This window comes from Blastomonas ursincola, from assembly GCF_013607875.1.
GTDB lineage: Bacteria > Pseudomonadota > Alphaproteobacteria > Sphingomonadales > Sphingomonadaceae > Blastomonas > Blastomonas ursincola.
Genome location: NZ_VDES01000002.1, coordinates 1,152,183 through 1,177,155 on the forward strand (window position 1 = coordinate 1,152,183; position 24,973 = coordinate 1,177,155).

Sequence of the window (24,973 nt, forward strand, 5' to 3'; positions counted from 1 at the left end):
ATGGCCTTTAGCGAAGAAAATCTCGCCAATCACCTCGGCGGCCTTGGTTACAGCGAGGAGCAGATCGAGCTGATGGACGTCGCCACCAGCTTCTGCCGCGACAAGTCGCCGATCGACAAGGTGCGCAAGCTGATGGAGGACGAGCGCGGCTATGACCCGCAAGTCTGGCAGGAGATTGCCGAACTGGGCTGGCTGGGCATCGCGATCCCCGAGGCGCATGGCGGCGTCGGCCTGTCGATGGCCGAGGTCGCGCCGATCGCCGAGCAGATGGGGCGGCGGCTGCTGACCACGCCGTTCGCGAGCTGCACCGTGGCGGCGCAGGCGCTGCTTACCGCAGCCGACGAGGCGCAGTGCGGCGAGTGGCTGCCGCGCATCGTCGCGGGCGAGATCGCGACGCTGGCGCTGTACGAGCCGCACGGTGACTGGACGCTCTCTCATGTCGAGTCGACCGCGAAGCCGAGCGGCGAGGGCTATGCGCTGTCCGGCACCAAGCAGTTCGTCGCCTATGCCAAGGACGCGGCCTTGGTCATCGCCACGGTCAATGTCGATGGCGCGGTGCGGCTGGCGCTGATCGAGCGCGCCGCGATTGCGGACAGCGCCTTGCGCCGCGAGATCATCGTCGACGAGACCCGGCGCACCTACGAGCTCACGCTCGACGGCATCAGCATTCCGGCCTCGGCGCTGCTCGATGCGGGCCGATCGGCCAGCGCGCTCGCCCAGATCGAGCTGGCGAGCGCGCTGCTCCAGGCGGCGGAAATGTGCGGCGGCACGCAGAGCGCGATCGACTACACGATCGAATATCTGAAAACCCGCAAGCAGTTCGGCAAGCTGATCGGCGAATATCAGGCGCTCAAGCACCCGATCACCAATGCCTATGTCGCTTACGAAAAGGCGCGCTCGCACATGCTCAGCGCCGCGCACAATTTCGGCCAGCAGGGCGTGGGCGAGATCGCGGTGCGCATGGCCAAGGCCAGCGCCGACAAGGCGTACAGCTTCGCCGCCGATCGCGCGGTCCAGTTCCATGGCGGCTTCGGCTTCACGCACGATTGCGATGCCGGGCTCTATCGCCGCAGCGCGATCTGGCACGCCAGCCAGTTCGGCGATGCCGCCTGGCACCGGGCGAAGCTGGCCGAATTGCTGTTCTGAGCCTGGCGGCGGGAGACACAGAAAACTTCGCGCCTTCGCGTCTTCGCGTGAAACAAAAAGACTGGGTTCACGCGAAGGCGCGAAGCCGCGAAGAAAACAGGAAATGTTCCGGCTGCGCCGGTTTTGATCTGGAGAGTTAGATATGTCCGAAGTGCAAACCCTCGCCGACGATGGCGTCCTCATCATCACCATCAACCGGCCCGAGGCCAAGAATGCGGTCAACCGCGCGGTGGCCGAAGGCGTCGCTGCGGCGATGGAAGAGCTCGATGCCAATGACGCGCTGCGGGTCGGCATCATCAAGGGAGCGGGCGGCACGTTCTGCTCTGGCATGGACCTCAAGGCCTTTCTCACCGGCGAACTGCCGATGGTGAAGGGCAAGGGCTTCGCCGGTTTTGTGGAGTCGCCGCCCAAGAAGCCGCTGATCGCCGCGGTCGATGGCTATGCGCTGGCGGGCGGCATGGAGGTGGCGATCACCTGCGACCTGCTCGTCGCCAATAGCGGCGCGCAGTTCGGCATTCCCGAAACCAAGCGCGGCCTCGCTGCCGCCGCCGGCGGCCTGATGCGCCTGCCGCGCCAGATCCCGCCGCGCATCGCGATGGAACTGGCGCTGACCGGCGATTTCATCTCGGCGCAGCGCGGCTATGAGATCGGCTTCGTCAACCGCGTGGTCGAAGGCCCGGCGATCGATGGCGCGCTCGAACTGGCGCACAAGATCAGCGCCAATGGCCCGCTCGCGGTGCGCGTTTCCAAGCAGGTGATCGTCGAATCGCGCGGCTGGAGCGATGCGGAAATGTGGGCCAAGCAGCAGGAAATCGTCGGCCCCGTGATAACCTCGCAGGACGCGCGCGAGGGCGCCGCCGCCTTCGCCCAGAAGCGCGCGCCGAACTGGACCGGCAAGTGATCACGCGCCGCCGAAACGCGTTGATTTCGGCGGCAATCTGCTGAAAACAGGGCTGGCAGGGTCGCGCCTGACTGGAGTTTCTCGTGATCCTGCTGCCCGCCCTTTTGCTCGCGGCTTCGAGCGCCGCTGCGCCCTGTCCCGACCGTACGCTCAACGCCAAGGCGCTGTGCGCTGATCGCGCGATCGCCGTGGGCTGGGCCGATGTCGAGGCGGCGTTCAAGGCCTGGCAAAAGGTCGATCCGCGCAAGGCGGTGATCGCCGAACGGCACGACGAGGCGCTCGCCGATCTGCGCCGGGGCTTCGAATATAGCGAGGATGACAGCCCGCAGACTGCCAACGCGGCGATGATTGTCGAGAGCCTGGGCTATGTGAAGAGCGAGATCGAGGGGCTGACCAAAATTGCCGCCTCGATCCGCGCCCCCGCCGGGTTCGGACCGGACTTCGCGAAAGCCTGCCAGATCGCGGCGGTCGAGAACTGCGTCGTCGAATCCGCCGGTGTCCTCAACGCGGGCGAGGAGGGGCGCCGGCGTTCGGTCGCTTGGCAATATATGAGCGGGCTGGAGCCGGGCGGCGGCATCCCGCTGCGCGCCGCGGTCGCCTGGGACATCACCGGCCCTGCGCCGCAATTGATCGGCTTTACCACCACCGAGGGCGAGGCCTCGACCCCGCTGCTGATCGACGATGGCGAGAAGCTGATGCTGCACATGCCGGCGCGCACCGCCGGGACGGGGGAAGGCAATGCCGATACGCTCTACCTGTTACGCTCCGACGGCTGGGCCAATATCGGCATGAACGGCTGGAAATACGAACTGCGCACCCGGCTACCCAAGGGGCTGGGGCTGTGGAAGGGCGTGGAATACAGCCTGTACGGCATCAGCAGCTCGTTCTCGCTCTGGCGCGACAGCGACGCCAATTGCTGTCCGACCGCGGGAGACGCCTACGCCTCGTTCAAGATCGTGGATGACCGGCTTTCCATCGACACGCTGGAGATCAACCCGGCGGCGGCGGTGCAGGTCAAGCCGCTGTCCTGTCCGATCCTGAAGGCAAGCTACCATTCGCCTTGGCCGACGCGCTTCTCGCTGCATTTCGAAAAGCCCGCGCTGCCGCCGAGCGCGCAGTCGGACCTGGTCGCGGTGCTCGAGCAGAAGGACGAGGACGATAAGCTCATCTTCCGCCGGTATTTCACCTTTGCCGGTTCGAACGGTTTCGGATCGACCACGCTGATCCCGGTCGATGGCCTGGGCGATGCGCAGAGCCCGCCGCAGATGCTGCCGCAGGAAGAGGGCGAGGAGGAGCTCTATTTCCACGCCTTTATCGGCGAGCCCAATGGCCTGAAATATGTCGCCGAACCCCCGATGCTGGACAGCCCCGCCCCGCTCGGCGTGTTCATGCCCGACCTCGCCCGCTCGCTCTGGTATGACGGCATCCCCGAACCCAAGGGCGGCCCCCCGATCCGCATCGAGATGCCGCGAGACATGTGGATTGGGGTGTGCGCGGAATAGTGGGTAATGCTCGCTGACCTTCCACCGAACGTCACCCTGAACTTGTTTCAGGGCCCATTTCTCCCCACGCGGCTTCGGCTTTTGGGGTGCGATGGATCCTGAAACAAGTTCAGGATGACGGGAATAGCGCGAGCCTTGAGCGCGTCTCTCCCCTCCCGCTTGCGGGAGGGGCAGGTCCGGCTTGCCGGACCGGGGTGGGCCTGGAGCAGGGACGGTTGCTGGCTCACCCCGGCCTGCGGCCACCCCTCTTGCAGGCGGGAGGGGAGAGGGGGGCTGCTACCCCTCGGCGCCTGCCGCCCGCAACCCCCCACGCGCTAGTTGTTGCGCTGCAGCACCCCTTGGGCTATGGGCGCGCCAGCAACAGGCGTGCCGGTGGACGGCGTGTCCGCGACCATCCCCCTGATACAGGCTATTTCCATGTCTCTTCGCAATATCGCCATCATCGCGCACGTCGATCATGGCAAGACCACCCTTGTCGACCAGCTGTTCCGCCAGTCCGGCACCTTCCGCGACAACCAGCGCGTCGAAGAGCGCGCGATGGATTCGAACGACCTGGAAAAGGAACGCGGCATCACCATCCTGGCCAAGTGCACCTCGATCGAGTGGGACAATGCCGGCGAGAAGACCCGCATCAACATCGTCGATACGCCCGGCCACGCCGATTTCGGCGGCGAGGTGGAGCGCATCCTCTCGATGGTCGATGGCGTGATCCTGCTGGTCGATGCTGCCGAAGGCGCGATGCCGCAGACCAAGTTCGTTACCGGTAAGGCGCTCGCGCTGGGCCTCAAGCCGATCGTCGTCGTCAACAAGATCGACCGTCCCGATGGCCGCCCGCAGGAAGTGCTCGACGAGGTGTTCGACCTGTTCGTCTCCCTGGACGCCAATGACGAGCAGCTCGATTTCCCCGTGCTCTTCGCCTCGGGCCGCAACGGCTATTGCGGCGACAGCCCCGAGGTGCGCGAAGGCACGCTGCAGCCGCTGTTCGAGAAGATCGTCGGCCATGTGCCGTCGCCCAGCGCCGATCCGGACGGCCCGTTCAAGTTCCTGGTCACGCTGCTCGACCGCGACAATTTCTTGGGCCGCATCCTCACCGGCCTGGTCGCCAGCGGCACCGTGAAGACCAACCAGCAGATCCATGCGCTCGACCCCGAAGGCAATGTCGTCGAAGCAGGCCGCGCCTCGAAGATCATGGCGTTCCGCGGACTGGAGCGCGTTCCGGTCGAGCAGGCGAGCGCGGGCGACATCATCTCGATCGCCGGCCTCACCACCGCGACCGTCGCCAACACCATCTGCGACACCAATGTCACCGAACCGCTGCACGCCCAGCCGATCGATCCGCCGACGCTGTCGATGCGCTTTGCGGTGAACGACAGTCCGTTTGCGGGCCGCGAAGGCACCAAGGTGACCAGCCGCATGATCCGCGACCGCCTGATGCGCGAAGCCGAATCGAATGTCGCGATCAAGGTCACCGAATCGGCGGACAAGGACAGTTTCGAGGTCGCCGGACGCGGCGAACTGCAGCTTGGCGTGCTGATCGAGACGATGCGCCGCGAAGGCTTCGAGCTCGGCATCTCGCGTCCGCGCGTGCTGTTCGGCGAGGACGAGAGCGGCAACCGCACCGAGCCGTATGAAACCGTCGTCATCGACGTGGACGACGAGCATTCCGGCACGGTCGTCGAGAAGATGGCGCTGCGCAAGGCCGAGATGACCGACATGCGTCCCTCGGGCGGCGGCAAGACCCGCATCACCTTCAGCGCTCCCTCGCGCGGGCTGATCGGCTATCACGGCGAATTCCTGTCCGACACGCGCGGCACCGGCATCATGAACCGCCTGTTCGAGAAATACGGGCCGTACAAGGGTCCGATCGCTGGCCGCCCGGTCGGCGTGCTGATCTCCAACGGCACCGGCGACACCGTGGGCTATGCGCTCAACGCGCTGGAAGATCGCGGCAGCCTGTTCATCGGATCGGGCGTGCCCGTGTACGAGGGCATGATCATCGGCGAAAATGCCAAGCCCGAGGACCTCGAGGTCAACCCGATGAAGTCGAAGCAGCTGACGAACTTCCGTTCGACCGGCAAGGACGACGCCATCCGCCTGACCCCGCCGCGCCTGATGAGCCTGGAACAGGCGATCGCCTATATTGACGACGACGAGATGGTCGAGGTGACCCCCAAGACCATCCGCCTGCGCAAGCGCTTCCTCGACCCGAACGAGCGCAAGAAGCAGAGCCGGAAGAAGGAAGCGGCGTAAGTCCGACCTGCATCCGATATGGATGCAAGTCCGCTTGCAATGCCCGGGCAGAATTCCCTAGCCTTATTCGGTAGATAAGGCTGGGGAGCTGTCACATTGCGTGGGTTTGAAATTGCGGGCGCCTTGGCGCTGGCCTTGTGGTGTTCGCCTTCTTTCGCTCAAGGGGCAAGTCAAGAGAAGGCCACTGCGGATTCAGTAACGGCCGCGCCCTATTCGGCGGAGCTTTTTGCCAAGCTGCCACTGATCAACGGCCCCAAGCTCTCGCCCGATGGCCAGAACATCCTGTTCTCCACCCAGACCGGGGGGCGGACCTTCGTGGCCACCCGCAGCGTCACCGATGGCAAGCTGCACTCCATCCCGCTGGCAGAGCGGCTGGACCTCAACTGGTATCGCTGGGCGGGCAACAATCGCCTGCTGATCAGCGTGTCGCAGACCGTCCGCTATTTCGATGTCGAAGCGCGCCGCTCCTATCTGCTGACCGCTGATACCGCTAGCATGAAGCCGGTCTTCATCGGCCGGGACTATCAGGGGCTGGAAGGCGACGACCTGATCTACGTCGATCCGGAGGGACAATGGGCGCTGCTGTCGCTGCAGCGGACGCCCTATGTCGGGCCGACCGTCTATCGTGTCACGCTGGCCGACGGCAAGATGGAGGCCGTCCAGAATCCCTATGGCGACATATGGGAATGGTTTGCCGACAATCGCGGCGTGGTGCGGATGGGCATGAGCTTCGACCGCGACAGCTGGACGCTGCACTATCGCGAGGGCGACAGCGGCGGGTTCCGCAAGCTTGCGACCATCCGCTATGATGACGAGGAGCAGAAAGGTCTGATCGACGCGATCCGGGTGATCAGCGGATCGGACCAGGGCTATGTGCTTTCGGCCAAGGGGACAGGGCGATATGCCCTGTATCGCTACAACTATGCCACGCAGACCATCGGCGAGATGGTCTTCGGCAACCCGGACCACGACATCAGCGATTACGATCTGAACGAGGACGGCACGCCATCGGCGGCCTATTACACCGACGAACGGCGGCGCGTGCACTGGTTCGATCCGGCAAAGCAGCAAATCCAGGAAGCGATCGACAAGGCCCTGGGAGCACGCCATGGCTCGCTGGTCTCGCGCAGCCGCGACGGGCGGGTCAAGATCATCCATGTCGGCGGACCCAACGACCCGGGCAGCTATTATCTGTTCGACGAGGCGCTCGGCAAGATGGACGTCTTCGCCCGCACCAACGAGGCCTTGAGTCCCGCCAGGCTGAGTCCGAGCCGCTATGTCAGCTACAAGGCGCGCGATGGCCTCACCATCCATGCCAATCTGACCCTGCCGAAGGGCAGGGAGGCCAAGGGGTTGCCGCTGGTCATCCTGCCGCATGGCGGGCCTTACGGCATTCGCGACGATCTTCGCTACGATGCCGAGGTGCAGTTTCTCGCCAGTCGCGGCTATGCCGTGCTTCAGCCCAATTTCCGCGGGTCGGGCGGCTATGGTGAGGCGCATGCCAAGGCCGGTGAAGGCGCGATAGGGCGTCAGATGCAGGATGACCTGGACGATGGCATGGACTGGCTGGTGGAGCAGGGCATGGTCGATGCCGCCCGCGTTTGCGTCGTCGGGGCTTCCTATGGGGGTTATGCCGCGCTCTGGGCGGTAACGCGCAATCCGGAACGCTATCGATGCGCGGCCAGCTTTGCCGGAGTCACCGATTGGGACCGCATCCTGAAATATGATGCGCGGTTTTTTAGCCGCAGCGGATTGCGGCGGTGGCGCAGCACCATCCAGGGGGACAGCAGCTTCGACATGGACAGCGTGTCACCGCTGAAACAGGCCAGCAGACTGACCCGCCCGGTACTTATCGCGCAAGGGCAGGAGGACACCGTCGTGCCGCCGCAACAGGCCGCCGCCTATGTGCACGCGCTCAAGTCGGCGGGCAAGGCGCACGAATTTGTCAGCTATGAAAAGGAAGGGCATGGGTTTGACGACCCGGCCAATCTCGCAGACTGGCTGAAAAAGCTCGAAGCCTTTCTCGCCAAGCATAACCCGGCGTGACGGCGTGATCCGGGGCTGCGCGGGTCGACGCAGCCCCGGTCATGCCGAACCTACCGCCCCAGCAATATCCGCGCCTGGCTTGCGATCTGCGCCAGCATCGCGACGCTCGGCGCGGCGTCCAGCCGGGCCCGGTCGACCAGCCCGCGGAACTGCTTGATGCGGGGCAGGTTGGCTTCGGTCCAGTTGGCGACATAATCCTGCGGATCGCCGCCCTGCGCTTTGGACAAGAAGTCGAGGCGCATCTGCTGGAAGTCGCGGGCGAGGCCCGAGACGAGCAGGCGCTCCCACGGATCGCTGGGCGACATGCGCGCGGCGGTCATCTGCGTCCAGTCTAGGCCGAGCGTCGCGCCGAGATCGGCGAACGCGTGCGTCAGCGGCAGCGGGCCGGTGCCGCTATGGCTGGCGAGATTGGCCAGGCCTGCGGCGCCGTCGAGCCCGGTCAATCGCACGATATGCGCGGCCTGGGTGGGGGCGGCGCCCTGTGCGGTCAGATCCTGCGCCTGGCGCGCGGCCTGTAGCCGGGCCTCGGCATTGAGCAGATCGTCCATCCCCGCGATCAGCGCATCGACGCCGGGCTTGAGCGCAGCGACGATCTCGCCAGGCAACAGGCCGTCGGCGCTCGCGCGCAGCACATCGGCTATGTGGACGCGCACGATATTGGCGGTGGCATCGAACAGCATCAGGCGGACCTGTTCGTCCATCTGGGTCTGATCGAACTCCGCCCAGATCGCGGGCAGCGCGAACAGCCGTTCGGCCGCCACGAACGCGCAGGCGACATCGCCCAGCGTGCACCCTTCCTCTTCGGCCAGCTCGAACGGATGGATCAGGCCCAGCCGGTTGATCATGCGGTTGGCGAGCTTGGTCGCGATGATCTCGCCGCGCAGCTGATGCTGCATCAGCACGTCGCCATAGGCCTCGCGCATCTGCGGCGGGAAGGCGGCGAGCAGCTCGGGCCGCATCGTCGGATCATCGGCGAGCGGTATGCGCTCAATCGCATCCTGCAGCGCGAGCTTGGCGGTCGAGAGCAGCACGGCAAGCTCGGGCCGGGTGAGGCCATGGCCCTCCTGCGCGCGCCGCTTGAACGTGGCATTGTCGGCCAGCCCCTCGACCTTGCGGTCGAGCCGGCCCTGTTCCTCGAAGTGCTCGATCAGCCGCAGATAGCTGGGCAGCGCACGCGTGCCGCCCTTTTCGGCGATCGATAGCCCGAGCGCCTGCAGACGGTTGTCCTCAAGCACCAGGCTGGACACGTCGTCGGTCATCGAGGCGAGCAGCGCGTTACGCGACGGCTCGTCGAGCAGGCCGGCGCGCATCACCGCGGCAAGGCCGATCTTGATGTTCACCTCGTTGTCCGAACAGTCGACGCCTGCGGAATTGTCGATGAAATCGGTGTTGATCCGCCCACCAAGCATCGAGAAGGCGATGCGCGCGGCTTGCGTGACGCCCAGGTTCGCGCCTTCGCCGACGACCTTGCAGCGCAGCTGTTCGGCGTTGATGCGCAAGGGATCGTTCGAGGGATCGCCGACGTCGATATTGTTCTCCGACGCGGCCTTGATGTACGTGCCGATACCGCCGAACCAGATCAGGTCCACCTCGGCGCGGAGGATCGCGGAGATGAGCGCCGCCGGCTCGATCTCGTCCTGATCGATGCCCAGCATCGCCTTGACCTCGGCGGTCAGGGGAATCGCCTTCATCGACCGGGGGAAGACGCCGCCGCCCTTCGAGATCAGCGCCTTGTCATAATCGTCCCAGCTCGAGCGCGGCAGCGCGAACATGCGTGCGCGCTCTTCCCAGCTCTTCGCCGGATCGGGATCGGGATCGAGGAAGATATGGCGGTGGTCGAACGCGGCGACCAGCTTGATCGCCTTGGAGAGCAGCATGCCGTTGCCGAACACGTCGCCCGACATGTCACCGCAGCCTGCGACGCGCACCGGTTCGGTCTGCACATCGACGCCCATTTCGGCGAAATGGCGCTGCACCGAGACCCAGCCACCCTTGGCGGTGATGCCCATCGCCTTATGGTCGTAGCCCTGCGAACCGCCCGAGGCGAAGGCATCGCCCAGCCAGAAGTTGAACTCCGCCGCGATGGCATTGGCGGTATCCGAGAAGGTTGCGGTGCCCTTGTCGGCAGCAACGACGAAATAGGGGTCCTCGCCATCATGCACCACGACATCGGCCGGGTGCACCACCTTGCCGTCGACGATATTGTCGGTGACAGACAGCAGCGTGCGGATGAAGGTCTTGTACGCTTCCTTGCCGCCGTTCAGCCAGCCGTCGCGATCGGTCGCGGGATCGGGAAGCTGCTTGGGGAAGAAACCGCCCTTGGCACCGGTCGGCACGATCACCGCGTTCTTCACGCGCTGCGCCTTCATCAGGCCCAGCACCTCGGTGCGGAAATCGTCGCGCCGGTCGGACCAGCGCAGCCCGCCGCGCGCGACGGGACCGGCGCGAAGGTGAATGCCCTCGACCTGCGGCGAATAGACGAACATCTCGCGCCAGGGCAGCGGGGCGGGGAGGCCGGGCACCTTGGCGCTCTCGATCTTCATCACCATCGCCAGCTTCGCCGCCGGCGCAAAGGCGTTGGTGCGCAGCACGGCCATGACCAGCGCGCGCAGCATGCGCAGCAGCCGGTCATCGTCGATTGCGGAGACCTGGGTCAGCCCGGTGTTGATCGCGGCGAGATTGGCCTCGGTCGCCGCCTCGCGGTCGCCGGTAAACGCGGGATCATGCCGCGCGATGAACAGCGCAACCAGCGCGTGCGCGACATCGGGCGCATCGTGCAGCGCATCGACCATCGTGCCGATGCCATAGGGCAGGCCCGCCTGGCGCAGATAGCGATACCAGGCGCGCAGCCAGATGACGGCGCGCTGCTCAAGCCCGGTTGCGGCGATCAGCCGGTTGAACGGATCGTTCTCGGCCTTGCCCTCGAGCGTGCCGGAAATGGCAGCCTCGATCGCGGAGGCGCGCTGCATCAGCGCCTCGACATCGCCCTGACCGCGCAGGCTGAGCAGGAAATCGTGAATATGCCCGCCATCGGCCCCGCCCATCTGGGTCGGGATTTCCTCGAGCACGTCGAAGCCGAAATTCTCGAGCACCGGAACGGTCTCGGACAGCGGGATCGCGCCCGCCTGGCTGTAGAGCTTGAGCCGCAGGTTCTGCGCCGCGTCCAGGCTCTTGCGATAGAGCCGCGCCCCGTGCTGCTCGGGCCCTTCGAGATTGCGCAGCCGCAGGATGTCGAGCGCGGCTTCCTGCGGGCCGTAATCGGTGCGATAGGCCATCGGGAACTGCGCGGCATAACGGCTGGCGAGCGCGGCGGCGCGGCTGTCTTCGCCCTGCGCGATCAGCGCTTCCTCGACCGAGGGTTCCCAGCCGCGCACCATCGCACGCAGCGCCGCATCGAGCGCGGCATCGTCAATCTGGTCGGCACCATCGCGCACGTCGAGCACATAGCGCAGCAGAGCGATCTCGCCGTCCTCGAGCGAAATCGACCAGCTCAGCGTCTTGCCGCCCGAGGCCTCGGTCAGCATCCGCTCGATCGCGACGCGGCGCCCGGTCGAAACCTCGTCGCGCGGCAGCCAGGCGAAGACGAACAGATGGCGCTTGAGCGACGACTGGACGGTGACCAGCTTCGATCGCGGACGGTCGGCGAGCGACATCGCGGTGAGGGCAACGCGCTCCAGATTTTCCAGGCTGAACGCGATCAGCAGGTCGTGCGGCAGCGCGGTCAGCGCATGCGACAGCGCCTTGCCGGCATGGCCGTTGGGGGCAAAGCCGAACTTGTCCATCAGCAGCTTCAGGTGCGCGCGCAGCACCGGCACGCGCTCGGGCGCGGCGGCGAGCGCGGCGCTGGTCCAGATACCGCCATGCACCGAGAGCGCGGCGACGCGGCCGTCTTCCCAGATCGGCAGGATGATGAGATCGAGCGGTGCGCGGCGGTGCACGGTCGAGATGAAGTTCGACTTGATGATCAGCGGCGCGGCCTTGCCGCTTTCGAACCAGGCAAAGGCGCGTTCGAACGAATGCGCGGCGAGCAGCTGGCGATCCTCGCCGGCCATGCGCGCCAGGCCCAGCGGCGCTTCGGCCGCGCCGTCGCGGCGATAGCGCAGATGCGCAAGCTGGGTCATGTTGCGGTCGAGGAACCAGCGCAGCAGCGCCGCGCCTTCGCCATCGGCCATCGCCGCGGCATCGGCCGCCATCGCCGCCTGCAGCATTGGCCAGTCGGTCACGGCGGCGCGCACATCGGCCATGGCGGAAAGCAGGGCGGCTTCAAGCGCCTTGCGCTGCCGGGCATCGGCGCGCTCGACCTCGAGATAGACGACGGACTCGCGCCGCTCGCCGGGCGCCTCGTCGGTATAGATTTCGCTCAGCAATCCATCGGAATCGCGGCGCAGCGCCACCACCGGATGGATGACCCGGTCGATCGCCAGGCCGAAGCGCGAGATGGTGGCAGCGATGGAATCGACCAGGAACGGCATGTCGTCGTTGATGATCGCCAGCCGCATGTGCCTGTGGCCTGCCTGTCCCGGGATCGATTCGATCGCGAGCACGGTATCGGGCGAGGGACGCCGCGCCATCGCCCGAAGCGCGAAATCGGCGGCCTGCTTGCTCGCCTCTGCGTCAAATCCCTCGTTCTCGCCCGGCAGTGCGCCTTTGAGAAACGCGTCGCTCAAGGTGTGGCGAAGGCTTTCGTGCTTTTTGGGATCGGAAAACGGGGTGCTGGACGGCGCGTCTGCATCGGACGCAGCATTCTGGATGTCGGCCATGGGTTCCTCGTGCCCCGCGTGCGCGCTGGTTTGCCGCCTCTTTATGGGGTCTGCTGCCCCGGCTTATGCGCCATCGCTCGCGGCTTCTCAAGCATACAGCCGGGTAACCACGCCAAAATGACGTAATTTCTTTCAGTCGATCGATTAAATGTTACGAGTTTTGCAGATAGCGTTCCGGGCTCAACCCGCGATCTTGCGAAGGATGCGATCGGCTACCGGGTCGTCCTCGCCGATGATGCCGATCACGCCGAGCGTCCCATTGGCATCGCGCCGCGCGACCAGCACCGCAAATTCGCTGTCGCCCAGGTCCACCGCGCTGACCGGCTGGGCAGGCGCCGCGCGCAGACGCTGGCGCGTCTCGTGCTTGCGGCACAGCTTTTCGGCATCCTCGTCGCGCGCACGGCGCGCCTTGCGCTCGATCTGCACGATCGCCTTGAGCCCGCCGGGCTGCTGTGCGAGCAGGTCGGCCAGGCTGCCGCGGGGTACGTCGCGACGCATCGCATGGGCGAGCACGCACGCATATTCGGCAAGCCGCGTCTTGTCATAGCTGGCGCCGAAGACAAGCTTGACCAGCGGGGTCATCGGGGCACGCGCCTGGGCCGCGATGCCGCTATCGGCCAGCAGCGCGGCATAATCGTCGGGGCGACCGCGCGCCGCCAGCGCGAAATCATAGGCGCGGCCGATTGCGGCATAGAGCGCGTGGCGCGACCGGTCTTCGGTCGCCAGCGCGGCCTCGACATGCGCGCGTGCGAAATCGAGCAGATCGGCGAGAGCTTCGTCGCCGCCTGGCAGCTCTACCACCGGGAAAGGATTGGCCGCCCGCTCTTCGTCAAGCCCGCCGAAGCTAACCTCGATCAGGCCATCCGAAAGATCGTCGAACATTGCATAGCCATCGAGCGAAAGCGGCTCGTCGAGCGGCTCCGCACCGATTTCACCCGGCGCCAGATTCTGCACGGGATCATCTTCCCAGACCGGCAGAGCGGGTTTGCGCGGAGCCTGTTTCACCGCCTCGTCGATCTGCAGGATCAGTTCCTCGGTGAGCTTGCGGTCGGCCAGTTCCTTCCAGTTGATCACGCCATAGACGAAGTCGATCGTGTCATCGTCGGTGGAGAAGGGCAGCAGGATGCCGCGATACATGATCGTCGATCCGCGATCGTTCACATATTCGGCTTCGAATCCGATCGGCGCCTGGTTGGCCAGGATCTGCATGTAATGGTCGGTGATTCGCGACAGCAGCGACCGGCCCGGCACTTCGTCGAGATAGGCGATCGCCTCGGGCAGGTTGCTTTCCTCGCGCAGCGCCTTGCCGATGAAAGGGATTGCCGGGTTCTCGATTCCCGACGTGAAATCGAGCAGCACGCTGTGCGGTCCGAAGTCCTCGATATTTTCCGGATCGAGGTCTTCGATCGACGGAAATACTCTATTTCCCAGCAGCTTGGCCCAATGGTTATAGGCACGGACGTGCATCCGTCGCTCGTCGCTGCCAAAGGTCTGGGGCGGGTCCATCAGCGCTTCATCATCGCTGCTTGCGTCTGCCGATGCCAGCAGCTCTTCGTCTGCGGCATCATGGCCTTGTCCGACATCGCGATATCCGCGCAGAGTATCCATGGAACGGTCCCAATCAGTGTCCTAGGCGGCCACTGTCTCGCAAGGAGGTAAAACTAGGGTTAATTAACCACATCAGTGCGTTAGCCAGACCCGGCCCCCGCGCTGGCGATCCGGACGACCGCGCGTTTGCATGCCGCAAGCTGCTCAAGGCGTCTTGCATCCGGCCCGCGAGGCTGATAACGGCACCGCTCGCATCGGCCAATCAAGGCCCCGCGCGCCGCTTTAGCTCAGTTGGTAGAGCACATCATTCGTAATGATGGGGTCACGTGTTCGAGTCACGTAAGCGGCACCAGCACCCCTTCCCAAATCGTCTCAAAACGTTGAATTTCTGCGGGTTTCGGGCTGTTTTGCTCGCGACGGGAATCTCGCTTTGTTCCAGATTGTGCCCCCAGATTTCATTAATTTGGGGGCACAATTGGGGGCACAGCGACAGGAAAAAGCGTGGTGCCCCCAAATGCCCCTCAAAGCCGCAGAAATCAGAGGGTTTCAGCCGATTGATACCCTTTACCGCAAATCCGACGATAAAGGCCTCTATCTTGAGATTCGGCCGAACGGTTCGAAGCACTGGTTCTTGAAGTACAGGATCCACGGATCTGAAAAGAGGTTGTCACTTGGGACATGGCCTGAGGTGTCCCTGGCTGACGCTCGCGAGCGCCGGGACGATGCCCGCAAAAAAATCAGGGAGGGCGATGACCCGCTTCATTCCCGCAAAATGGAGAAGATCAGGGGCCGATTGTCGGCTGGGAACAGTTTCCAGTCGGTGGCCGAGGACCTGATTGCTGTCCGGTTCGTCGCCAGCAAGAAAGCAGAGGCCACCATCGAAAAAGCTCGCTGGTATCTCTCGCATTTGACGCCAGCCATCGGCCCCCGGCCCATCGATGCGATCGAGCCCGCTGAGCTCCTGGTGGTGCTCAAGAAAATCGAGAAGGCAGGCAAGCGCGAAACCGCTGTCCGAACCAGGGCCTTTGCCAGCCGCGTGTTTCGGCATGGGGTAGCCATGGCGCTATGCAAACATGATCCCGCAGCCATGCTTGGCGGGGCTCTGGCTACCCCCATTGTGACTCATCATGCTGCTGTGCTCGAACCCCATCAGCTGGGAGAGGTGCTGCGCTCCATTGATGATTATGCCGGAAGCATCGTCGTGAAGATTGCGATGCAGCTTTTGCCGCACGTGTTCCTTCGTCCTGGCGAGCTACGGCAAGGCAAATGGACAGAGGTCGATTTTGACGAGGCGGTCTGGCGGATCCCTGCAGAACGCACCAAGCTGCGTCGGCCCCACAGCGTTCCCTTGTCCCTTCAGTCTGTGAAGCTACTCAAGACGCTTCGCGAGCATACCGGCTGGCGGGACTACATGTTCCCTGCCCAGAGCTCGCTAAAGAAGCCGATGTGCGAGAATGCTATGAATTCCGCTTACCGCCGAATGGGGTTCGGCAAAGATGTGGTGACTTCCCACGGGTTTAGGGCAACTGCCAGCACCTTGTTGAATGAAAGCGGAAAATGGCATCCCGACGCTATCGAGCGCGCCCTTGCCCACGGACACAGCAATGCAGTGCGAGGTGCCTATGCTCGAGGCCAGTATTGGGATGAGCGGGTCGCGATGGCACAATGGTGGAGCGATTACCTCGAGCGACTCTCTGTAGGCGCGCAGGTCGTGCCGATGATGAAAGGCGCCAGCGGCTGAACTGACGAGCAACGGATCTGGTGACATCGGCAAAACGAGCGCCCGGTCCGGGCTGGCGTGCCATCTTCATTGCTCCGCCCGGGGAATGTGTGGCGGTTCAAGGCGCGACATGGTCTGCCCGGAAAGAACGGGATCGAGCTTGTCAGCTTCCGCCAGTGCCCATTCCTCCCAATCTGAAAGTCGCTGCTTGCCTATATCGCCGCGATGCTCAAGCTCACGCTTCACCCGGGCAATGAGGGCGCGAAGATCCTGCGACTGGCGCAACAGCTCCCCGCTCATACGCAAGCTTGCGATCCGCTGCTCATTGAGTTCGCGAATGTCTTCGAGCCTCAGCCTCGCTCGTTCCTGCCGTGCCGCTTCAGCGCGAAGGTGCTGCGGGCGTATAACGAGGGGCCGGTAACGGTGCACCCGAAGGAGTCCGGCTGGGTGGTGCGGCAGCGCGATGGGCAAATGGTGCTCGAGCAAATGACCTGGGGTTTCCCGGTGGTCCTGCGCGGGAAGCAGGGGCAGCCGCTCAAGCCCAAGCCCGTCAATAATGCCCGGTTCGACAAGCTCGGCGCGTTCTGGAAGCGCTGGGCAGCCTTGCCCGAGCATCGCTGCCTCATCCCTACCTCGCGCTATGCCGAAGCCGTAGGCACACCGGGACGCATGACCGAGACCTGGCTGTCGGTGCGCGGGGAGCCGATCTTTGCCTGGGCCGGGCTCTGGCGAACCTCGGACGAGTGGGGCGACTGCTATACCGGCGCGATGACCGAAAACGCTCCCGAGCTCGAGCACATACACGATCGCTCGCCGGTCATCCTGCGCGCGGATCCATGGAAGACCTGGCTCATTGCACCGCTTGCTGAGCTCTATGCGTTCGACAAGCCGTATCCGGCCGATGCCATGACGGTCGAGGCCACCGCGAACCTGTGGGCGCGGTCCACGAACAAGGGATAACTGCATGCGTCCGAAACCCGATCCGGTAAAGCCCGAGCAGCTCAGCGTCTGGGATTTTCCCCGCCCTGCTGTTGCGGAACCCTGCGATGCGCACATCCGCATCGAGCATCGCGGCGTCATCGTTGCCGAGACCCGCAACGCCATCTGCACCTTTGAGACGAGCCATCCGCCGAGCTACTACATCCCGCCCGCCGACATTGCGCCTGCGGTGTTGAGGCGTGCGCCCGGCAGCTCGTCCTGCGAGTGGAAGGGGGCCGCCAGCTATTGGGATGTCATGATCGGCGACCATGTGCTGCCTCGCGTCGGCTGGAGCTATCTAAGTCCCAGCGCAAGCTTCGTGATGCTGCGCGACCACGTTGCCTTCTATGCCGGGCCGTTCGACCGCTGCACGGTCGATGGCGAAACCGTCATCCCGCAGCCGGGAGCGTTCTATGGCGGCTGGATCACGTCAAACTATGCCGATCCGTTTAAGGGCGGGCCCGGGACAACGGCCTGTTAGCAGGTGCGGCTCGGCATAGTCGGCTTTAGCAACAAGCGCTTGGAATGCCCCAAGCGGTACTTCCCTGCTATCGCGCCGCACCTAATTTGCCGCGCGCCTTTGGCGATGACGGGCAGAAGGGTTAGCGAGCCAGCAAATCAACTCAACGGAATTCTGGCACACTCGCTTTTGATTGCCCGTGATCAAACTGGTGCTGTCGCCAGGCACAGTTACGATCCTGCCCCACGGGGCCTTAGAGTCCCAGGTCGCTGAGGCCCGGGTGGTTATCGGGGCGGCGACCCAGCGGCCATCGAAACTTGCGTTCACCCTCGTCGATCGGATGTTCATTGATGCTGGCAAAGCGGCGCGCCATGAGACCGTCTTCGTCGAACTCCCAGTTCTCATTGCCATAGGCACGGAACCACTGGCCGCTATCGTCATGATATTCATAGGCATAGCGCACTGCGATGCGGTTGCCGCCGAATGCCCAGAGTTCCTTTATCAGCCGATAGTCGAGCTCGCGATTCCATTTCCGCGTCAGGAATGCCTCGATCTCGGCATGGCCTCGCGGAAACTCTGCCCGGTTCCGCCACTGGCTATCGGGCGTATAGGCCTGGGTGACCCGTACAGGATCACGGCTGTTCCAGCCATCTTCGGCCAAACGCACCTTTTCGCGCGCAGTTGCTTCGGTGAACGGGGGAAGTGGTGGTCTTGACATGGCAAAAGGTCCTTTTCGATCAGAGTATTACAGGAAGACGGTGAGGCGAGGCACAAGGGTCACGGATGGCGCATTGCAGCGGCTTGCGCATTGCGCTGCCTTGGCGAACTGGCCGAAGCCGCTTTCGGAAATGAAAGGCGCACCGGGGAGCAGCAAAAGCAGTAAGAGGCAGAACATCATTCGCAAAAGCCAGCTTCGCATCGACCATGACGGCATTGAGCTATCTTCCAGTTGCGGGTCGATCAGCAGCATTGCCTCTGCCGAAAGGCCAAGATGCAGGCTGGTCTGCAGGTCCTGAGTCACAGTTCGATCTCCAGCGTTTCGCTGCCCGCAGCCGGGACCGCTGAGCAGATTAGAATTTCATCCGGGCCCACCGGCGCGGTGGGCGTGACGGGATAGGCAACTCGGCCCTTGAGCAGCCGCACCGCGCATGAACCGCACGATCCGGCGCGACAGCTGTGCTCGGGCTTCAGACCTCGCGATTCCGCCAGTTCAAGCAGCGATCCACCCTCCGGGTGCCAACGCGCCTCCTTGCCCGATGCAGTGAATACAACGCTGACGCTGCTTTCCGCTGCCTGCGGCTGCGGCGCAGCCTCGGCAGATGGGTCCGATCGGCGAGCCAGTGCCGAAGGGCCGAATGCTTCGGCATGGATGCGCTGATCAGCGACGTTGAGATCGCGCAGCCCGTCATACAGGTCCTGCATGAACCCGCCGGGGCCGCACAGATAGAAGTCGTAATCGCCAAAGGGCAGGATCTGCCGGAAGCTATCGGCGGTTAGCCGTCCAACGCCCTGATGGTCGCGGCCGGTCCGCTCGTCAGGGCCGGGCTGGCTAACGATGCGGATGACCCTAACCGCCCCCTGCGCCGCCTCGGCCAGGGCGTTGATCTCAGCATCGAAGGCGCGCTCGGCCTTGTTGCGCGCGGTCTGGATCATCCAGGTCTGGCGGATTGTGCGGGTGCGAATCCCTTCGAAAACGATATGGCGCAGCATTGCGAGCATTGGCGTGATGCCGACGCCGGCAGCGACCAGCACCGCAGGCCGGCGTTCCGCCGCATCGATCGTGAATGTGCCCGTCGGCCCCTTGGCTTCTAAGGTCGCGCCTGTTGCGACCCGGTCGTGCAGAAACTGCGAAACCCTGCCATCGCGCTTGACGCTGATACGGTAGCCGCCATCGGACGGCGCGCAGGACAGGGTATAGGTGCGCAAGCTCGGCTCGGTATCGCCAGGCAATGTGACACGGATCGGCAGGTGCTGGCCAGCCTTGTGCGCTATCAACCCCTTTCCATCCTGCGGCTGCAGATGGAAGGAACGGATGGTCGCGCTCTCGTCTATCGCATCGGTCACGATGAACGGACGCCAGCTTTTGGTTAGTGCTTCGGCTTCGATCCGCTGCGCGGCGGCTTGCCAGTCGCCGGTCATCAGTGAATTGGGCGACCAGCCCTTTTCGCGCATCGCCCAGCGCAGCGCCAGCGCCCCACGCCGCAGCACGATCCGTCTCGGGCGAAAGGTCCACAGCCGCTCGGCGCCCTGGAACGCGGCAATCTCCGGCGAATCCAGAACGACCTCGGTACTTCCGGTCATCTGCAGTACATCGCCAGTGGCAAAATCGGCGAAGATCAGCCCGGCGCGCGGATTGACCAGAAAGTTGCCCAGCGTGTTGAAATGCAGATTGCCGGCAAAGTCGGGAATGGTGAGCGTGCCGTCTGCATTGATGCGCACAAATCCCGCCTTGCCGCCGCGGTGCGAGACATCGACCTGACGGTCGCTACCGATATCGACATAGGACGCGACGAAGAAGGTGTCGGCCGCCGCAACCATCTCTCCGGGGCGTCCGTGCAAGGTCTCGATCTCCTCGGGCGGAGCGAGGGATGGCTGCGCCGGATTTCGGACAAAGCGGAAATCGCGCAGCTGAATATATTGCGGACAATTGCCGAAGCTGTGGCTGACCTGAACATGGTGGCTCCTGGCATCGCTGCGGCGCAGTGTTCCGTTCATCCGGTTGCGGCGACGAGTATGCAGCTCGATGCCGAGCAGCCCCACAGCAGCGCCGTCATCAAGCCCGGAATCGGCGGGATCGAGCGGATCGCGCTCGAAGGCAAACTCCAGCGTGCGGGGATCCGGCGATGACAGGAATCCCGGATTGCCGATGGCGAAGGTCGCCCAGGCATCGCCCTGAGGATCGACCGCACCCATGACGATAAAGGGCAGCTGCTCGTAAAAGTCGCGATGCTGGTCCGGCATGAAGTCACGCACGACCTTGCTGCCCACAACCGCCATTCGCTCGGCGACGCCGACCGTTTGCTGCATCGCGACTTCGCCTGCATGCCATGGTGCGCTGGTCGGGGTAGTCATCACAACGAACTCCTTCAGACAGGGTGGCAGGCTGGCAGGCATGCTGCCAGCCTGCAGGGGGAGATCAGGCCGCGATGCGCAGGCCAGCAACTGTGCGCTGGAACGGAACGAAGCCTTCAAGGCCCTCGACCCGGCGCAGCCAGGCGAGGATTTGTGGGTACGGCGCAAGGTCGACATTGCCCTCGGGGGCGTTGGCAATGTAGCTGTACAGCGCGACATCGGCGACCGTCGGCTGCGTGCCGCCGATGATCCAGTTGCGACCGGCCAGTTCGGCATCGATCTGCGACAGGACGGCATGCGCGCGCGCGATGACCTCGTCGGCATCGAACCTGGCGCCGAACACGGTGATCAGCCGCGCGGCTGCCGGGCCGAAGGCTATCGGCCCGGCCGCAATGGACAGCCAGCGCTGAACGGCGGCGGCGCCTTCAGCTGTTTCGGGCAACCAGTCGGTGCGGCCATATTTGCGCGCGGCATAGATCAGGATCGCGTTGGAATCGGCGATCACAGTGTCGCGATCGACCAGCACCGGCACTTGGCCGAATCGGTTGAGCTTGAGGAATTCCGGGGTCTTGTGTTCGCCTGCTGCAAGGTCGACAACAATTTCCTCGACCTCGGCACCGATCAGCGAAAGGAACAGGCTGGCCCGGTGGGCATGGCCAGAGAGCGGGTGGGTATAGAGTTTCATGACGGGATCCTTGGGTTTGAAGGGCCGGTCGAACCGGATGACCAGAAGCTACGCCTTTGGGTCCTCTGAAAGAATAGCCGTCGAAAGAAAGGTTCTATTCCGTTCAGTGAAATAATGTTAGGTCAGCCCAATGGATCGATTGCATGCCATGCAGGTTTTTGTGGCGGTAGCGCGGGGGGAAGGCTTTGCCGCCGCTGCCCGGCAGATGGGGCTGAGCCCGCCCGCCGTCACCCGTGCGGTAGCGGCGCTCGAAGACCATATCGGGACGCGTCTGTTCAGCCGCACCACCCGCAACGTTGCGTTGACCGAAGCGGGACACCGCTATCTGGCCGATGTCGAACGTATCCTGCAGGAACTGGCGGATGCGGAATCCGCCGCGCAGGGGCAGCATGCATCACCGCGCGGGTTGCTGACCATCACCGCCCCGGTGATGTTCGGACGGCTCTACATCATGCCGATCCTGCTCGATTTTCTCGATCAACATCCCGATGTTAGCGGCAGGCTGCTTCTGCTGGACCGGGTCACGAATCTTCTCGAGGAAGGCATGGATCTGGCGCTGAGGATCGGCCACCTGGGCGATTCCAGCATGGCCGCGATCCGGGTCGGGGCTGTGCGATCGGTCATCTGCGCCTCCCCTGGCTATCTGAAACGGCATGGCGTACCTCGATATCCCGCCGATCTCGAGCGCCACCGCGTCATCGTGGCGACAGGCTCGCTCGGCAGCCATGAATGGCGCTTTGGAGACGATGATCGACTGACGATCCGCATCCAGCCTTCGCTCACCTGCAACTCGAACGCCGCCGTGCTGCAAGCCGTTGAGCAGGGTTGGGGGGTTAGCAGGCTCTTATCCTATCAGGTTGGCCCGTCAGTCACTGCAGGCCGGATCAGGCTGGTTCTCGAAGAATTCGAGCGCAATCCCCTGCCGGTGCACCTGGTCCATCTCGAAGGTCGTCGCGCCTCCGCCAAGGTGCGGGCATTCATCGATTTTGCAGCGCGAAGGTTGCGAGACGACCCGGTGATCAATCCGCAACCCGGCTTGGCGGCCGGATGACTGCGCAGGAGCGCGCCCAAGAGTTCCCGCGTATGGGCTCCCCCCAATATCCAGGTGAACGCTGCAATGCGCGACACCTGAACCGAAGCCCCAACAACCGGCAAACCTACCAGCGTGCGCTGACCCATGGGCCATAATTTGCGCAAGCGCGGGTTGGTCGCGCAATTCCGGCACCGCAGTCCGTCCCTACTGGCATTATGCACCGCATCGGAGCCACAGGATGGGTCTGTAAATTGCCAGCATCAAGACAGGGAGTTGCGAATGCCAGACCTTGATCGGCGCTCGTTTATCGCCGCTGCCAGCATAACCGCCTCGCTTGTTTCGGCGCCCGTCGTAGACGCGCGCGAGCCGGCCAAGGTGAAATCGATCAGCGCCATGACGATCACTCCGGACGGCAGGCTGGTCCTGGCCGACTGGCGCGGCGGCGCCCTGCATGTGGTCGATCTGCCCAAGCCTGTGGGCTCTGGCAAGAGGGCTGCTTTCAATCTTGCCGCGTTCGATGAGGCCTTGGCCATGGCCGGGTCGGGGCGCGTGCGGGCAACGGCGCTGGCCTGGCAGGAACCAGCCGGACGCGCTATCGTGGCGGCGGAAATCGGCGGCAGGGTCGTGATTGCGCTGGCAACGGCCGACGGTTCCGTCACCATCCATGATCCGGATGACTGGCATGTCCAGTCGCTTGCCCTGTTCGACTTGCCGGGGGAGGGCAGCCTTTGGGGCAAGGCCAGTGTCCGGACATTGACGGTCACCTGTTTCGCCTGGCAGGGGAATGAATTGCTAATATCCGGCATTGCCAATGCGGACTTTGCTTCAACCCTGCGGCGTATTGCCTATCCTTTCGACAAACAGCCCAAATCCACGCGGATCGAAATGTATCATGCGGTTCATAATCAGTTCGAAACGCGTGCCCCCATCCGGGCAATGGACGTGATCACGCTGGAAGGTATTCCGCATCTGCTCGCGGCCTATACCTGCACACCGCTTGTCATCGTGCCTCTGGCCAAACTGGCCGAAGAAAAAGCGGTGAGGGCAAAGACGATTGCGGAGCTTGGCTTCGGGAATACGCCGCTTTCCATTACGGCATTTGCCATCGAACATCAGGGGCGACGTTCCGACTGGGTTCTTGTCGCCAATGCTGCCAAATCGGCGGACCTCATTCCACTTCCTGCCATTGCCGAAGCGGCAGCTGGCCAGGGCCTTGTTGAGCCGGTCAAGGCGCCGTTCGACCAGTTTGCAGGCGTCCGCGCTATCCCTGTTCCGCTGGGAAACCTGGTGGCTGTTGCAGACCAGGGAGCCGAATTCCTGCTCGCGCTGCGACGCGATGCGCAGACGGGGGCGCTTGAACTGGTGTCGTTTCGCAAGGGGGCGTTTTTCCGGTTGTCGGACCATGTGAACGAATATGACATGCCAGGCTATGCCTATCCGGAAGACGATTCCTTTCAGCAAGGCTACATCCGGCCATTCCATGCTATGATGAAGCGCGATGAGGGCCATGCCGAACTTATTCGCTGATCCGCCACGCATGGTGTCCGTGCACCCCGCGAGCGTGGTCTGGCCAGCCAATATCCTGCGGTTCCACCTTGAGTTCGATCGTGCAATGGACCCGTTCGATGCCGCTGCCCACGTCCAGTTGATGACCGACGACGGCCAGGCTGTCAGCGGCGTTCTGGTCGATTATCCCGACGGCCTCTGGACGGCAGATGGGCGCATACTGACCTTGCTCATGCATCCGGCGCGCATAAAGCGCGGGGTCGCAGCGCACGAGGCGCTCGGTCCAGCCTTGCGTCCGGGCGCCAGCTATTGGCTCGGGGTTGATCCGGCGATGGCGGATTTGCAAGGTCGCAAAATCGGCAGGGAGGAGCGCTTCCGCTTCTCGGCTTCGGAACCGGAACGCAGGCGCATCGATACATCCGCTTGGTGTTGGACAAGGCCGAAGTCGGGCACATCTGCTCCGCTCAGAGTAGAAACCGGGCGATCACTCGACAATCTCTCAGTTCGAACAGCTGTTTTCATGATGGGCGAGTCTGGCGTTCCGCATCCCGCCAGCTTCCAGGTAACGGGCGAGGCGATCATGGTCTTCCCGCATTCGCCCTGGCCAGACGTGATTGAGATTGTGGTGCAACCGTGGCTGGAGGATGTTTGCGGCAACCGGCCGGATGGGAGCTTCGAGCAGACCATCAGGGGCGCTGATGCGGCATTTTGCAATCTGCCAATGGCCGGCATGGCCATACAGCCCTGATCTGCAGGGTTCCGCAGGCAGCCGCATCGTTTGGTCGTACGCATTGCGGCCTTCGTGGCCTTTTTGCAGTATTTGCAGGAGTAGTTCATGGCTCGCCCTCCCTTGCCGCCCTTCACTGAGGCAACCGCACGCGAAAAGGTCCGCCTGGCCGAGGATGGCTGGAATAGCCGGGATGCCGCCAGGGTTACGCTGGCCTATACGCTCGATAGCCAGTGGCGAAACCGGGTCGAGTTTCCGCAGGGTCGTGCCGAGATCGAAGCCTTTCTCGTGCGCAAGTGGAATCGTGAGCTCGAATACAGGTTGATCAAGGAATTGTGGATCCATGACGGGCGTCGCATCGCGGTCCGCTATGCCTATGAATATCATGACGATAGCGGGCAGTGGTTCCGCGCCTATGGCAACGAGAACTGGGAGTTTGATGACAGCGGCCTGATGACACGGCGTTTCTCCAGCATCAACGAGCATCCGATTGCGGAGGTCGAGCGTCTGTTTCGATGGCCGCTCGGCCGGCGGCCCGACGATCATCCTGGTCTCAGCGATCTGGGTCTGTAGGGTTCGATCTCTGGCCCGAGCCTCAACCTCGCACCTTTCGATTGGGCTTGCGGTCGCGAAATGCCT

18 protein-coding genes and 1 tRNA gene are annotated in these 24,973 nt (G+C 63.9%); 13 read left to right on the top strand and 6 right to left on the bottom strand.

All coding sequences use genetic code 11. The features are described 5' to 3' along the window. From FG486_RS11665 to FG486_RS11685, 5 genes are all read left to right on the top strand, one after another. Positions 1-1,146: an acyl-CoA dehydrogenase family protein gene (locus FG486_RS11665; RefSeq protein WP_181267601.1), complete on the top strand. Its 1,146-nt coding sequence runs from the start codon at positions 1-3 to the stop codon at positions 1,144-1,146. A gap of 142 nt (positions 1,147-1,288) precedes the next feature. Next, on the top strand, positions 1,289-2,047 hold the full coding sequence (locus FG486_RS11670) for a crotonase/enoyl-CoA hydratase family protein (protein WP_181267602.1): 759 nt from the start codon (positions 1,289-1,291) through the stop codon (positions 2,045-2,047). 83 nt (positions 2,048-2,130) lie between these two features. Continuing rightward, positions 2,131-3,549 (top strand): hypothetical protein, encoded by a 1,419-nt coding sequence (locus FG486_RS11675; protein WP_181267603.1) that lies wholly within the window; start codon positions 2,131-2,133, stop codon positions 3,547-3,549. 417 nt (positions 3,550-3,966) lie between these two features. Beyond that, entirely contained in the window at positions 3,967-5,799 is a 1,833-nt protein-coding gene (gene typA / locus FG486_RS11680) for a translational GTPase TypA (RefSeq protein ID WP_181267604.1), read from the top strand. Between the two features lie 96 nt (positions 5,800-5,895). Beyond that, positions 5,896-7,845 (top strand): alpha/beta hydrolase family protein, encoded by a 1,950-nt coding sequence (locus FG486_RS11685; RefSeq protein ID WP_181267605.1) that lies wholly within the window; start codon positions 5,896-5,898, stop codon positions 7,843-7,845. 50 nt (positions 7,846-7,895) lie between these two features. Here FG486_RS11685 and FG486_RS11690 read toward each other — a convergent pair whose 3' ends face one another. Both FG486_RS11690 and FG486_RS11695 read right to left on the bottom strand, forming a co-directional pair. After that, on the bottom strand, positions 7,896-12,605 hold the full coding sequence (locus FG486_RS11690; RefSeq protein ID WP_181267606.1) for an NAD-glutamate dehydrogenase: 4,710 nt from the start codon (positions 12,603-12,605) through the stop codon (positions 7,896-7,898). 180 nt (positions 12,606-12,785) lie between these two features. Next, a complete protein-coding gene (locus FG486_RS11695; protein ID WP_241695703.1) occupies positions 12,786-14,213 on the bottom strand; it encodes a PAS domain-containing protein in 1,428 nt (475 codons plus the stop codon). Positions 14,214-14,429: 216 nt separating this feature from the next. Between FG486_RS11695 and FG486_RS11700 the strand changes: the two genes are divergently transcribed. From FG486_RS11700 to FG486_RS11715, 4 genes are all read left to right on the top strand, one after another. Further along, a tRNA-Thr gene (locus FG486_RS11700) sits at positions 14,430-14,505 on the top strand. Between the two features lie 162 nt (positions 14,506-14,667). Beyond that, the gene (locus FG486_RS11705; protein WP_181267607.1) at positions 14,668-15,894 is read left to right on the top strand and encodes a tyrosine-type recombinase/integrase; all 1,227 of its coding nucleotides are present in this window, start codon (positions 14,668-14,670) and stop codon (positions 15,892-15,894) included. A gap of 204 nt (positions 15,895-16,098) precedes the next feature. Continuing rightward, a complete protein-coding gene (locus tag FG486_RS11710; RefSeq protein WP_181267608.1) occupies positions 16,099-16,833 on the top strand; it encodes an SOS response-associated peptidase family protein in 735 nt (244 codons plus the stop codon). Between the two features lie 4 nt (positions 16,834-16,837). Next, on the top strand, positions 16,838-17,332 hold the full coding sequence (locus tag FG486_RS11715) for a DUF427 domain-containing protein (RefSeq protein WP_137775285.1): 495 nt from the start codon (positions 16,838-16,840) through the stop codon (positions 17,330-17,332). A 232-nt stretch (positions 17,333-17,564) separates the two neighbouring features. Here the strand turns inward: FG486_RS11715 and FG486_RS11720 are convergent, their stop codons facing one another. The 4 genes from FG486_RS11720 to FG486_RS11735 all read right to left on the bottom strand — a co-directional run bounded on the left by FG486_RS11720 (position 17,565) and on the right by FG486_RS11735 (position 21,068). After that, positions 17,565-18,029, bottom strand: coding sequence for a nuclear transport factor 2 family protein (locus tag FG486_RS11720; RefSeq protein WP_066281408.1), 465 nt, complete (start codon positions 18,027-18,029; stop codon positions 17,565-17,567). A 27-nt stretch (positions 18,030-18,056) separates the two neighbouring features. Then, on the bottom strand, positions 18,057-18,332 hold the full coding sequence (locus FG486_RS11725; RefSeq protein WP_137775284.1) for a hypothetical protein: 276 nt from the start codon (positions 18,330-18,332) through the stop codon (positions 18,057-18,059). Continuing rightward, a complete protein-coding gene (locus FG486_RS11730) occupies positions 18,329-20,383 on the bottom strand; it encodes a 2Fe-2S iron-sulfur cluster-binding protein (protein WP_181267609.1) in 2,055 nt (684 codons plus the stop codon). Before FG486_RS11730 ends, FG486_RS11725 begins: the two co-directional genes overlap by 4 nt. 64 nt (positions 20,384-20,447) lie before the next feature. Beyond that, positions 20,448-21,068, bottom strand: coding sequence for a glutathione S-transferase family protein (locus tag FG486_RS11735; protein ID WP_181267610.1), 621 nt, complete (start codon positions 21,066-21,068; stop codon positions 20,448-20,450). A gap of 148 nt (positions 21,069-21,216) precedes the next feature. Between FG486_RS11735 and FG486_RS11740 the strand changes: the two genes are divergently transcribed. The 4 genes from FG486_RS11740 (at position 21,217) to FG486_RS11755 (ending at position 24,907) form a co-directional block, all read left to right on the top strand. Continuing rightward, positions 21,217-22,119 (top strand): LysR family transcriptional regulator, encoded by a 903-nt coding sequence (locus FG486_RS11740; RefSeq protein WP_241695704.1) that lies wholly within the window; start codon positions 21,217-21,219, stop codon positions 22,117-22,119. 261 nt (positions 22,120-22,380) lie between these two features. Next, on the top strand, positions 22,381-23,628 hold the full coding sequence (locus tag FG486_RS11745) for a hypothetical protein (RefSeq protein ID WP_181267612.1): 1,248 nt from the start codon (positions 22,381-22,383) through the stop codon (positions 23,626-23,628). After that, positions 23,609-24,355 carry a hypothetical protein gene (locus FG486_RS11750; protein WP_181267613.1) on the top strand — a complete coding sequence of 249 codons (747 nt, stop codon included), beginning with the start codon at positions 23,609-23,611 and terminating at the stop codon, positions 24,353-24,355. The genes FG486_RS11745 and FG486_RS11750 overlap by 20 nt, the downstream gene beginning before the upstream one ends. Before the next feature lie 87 nt (positions 24,356-24,442). Continuing rightward, the gene (locus FG486_RS11755; RefSeq protein WP_181267614.1) at positions 24,443-24,907 is read left to right on the top strand and encodes a nuclear transport factor 2 family protein; all 465 of its coding nucleotides are present in this window, start codon (positions 24,443-24,445) and stop codon (positions 24,905-24,907) included. Positions 24,908-24,973 lie beyond the last annotated feature (66 nt).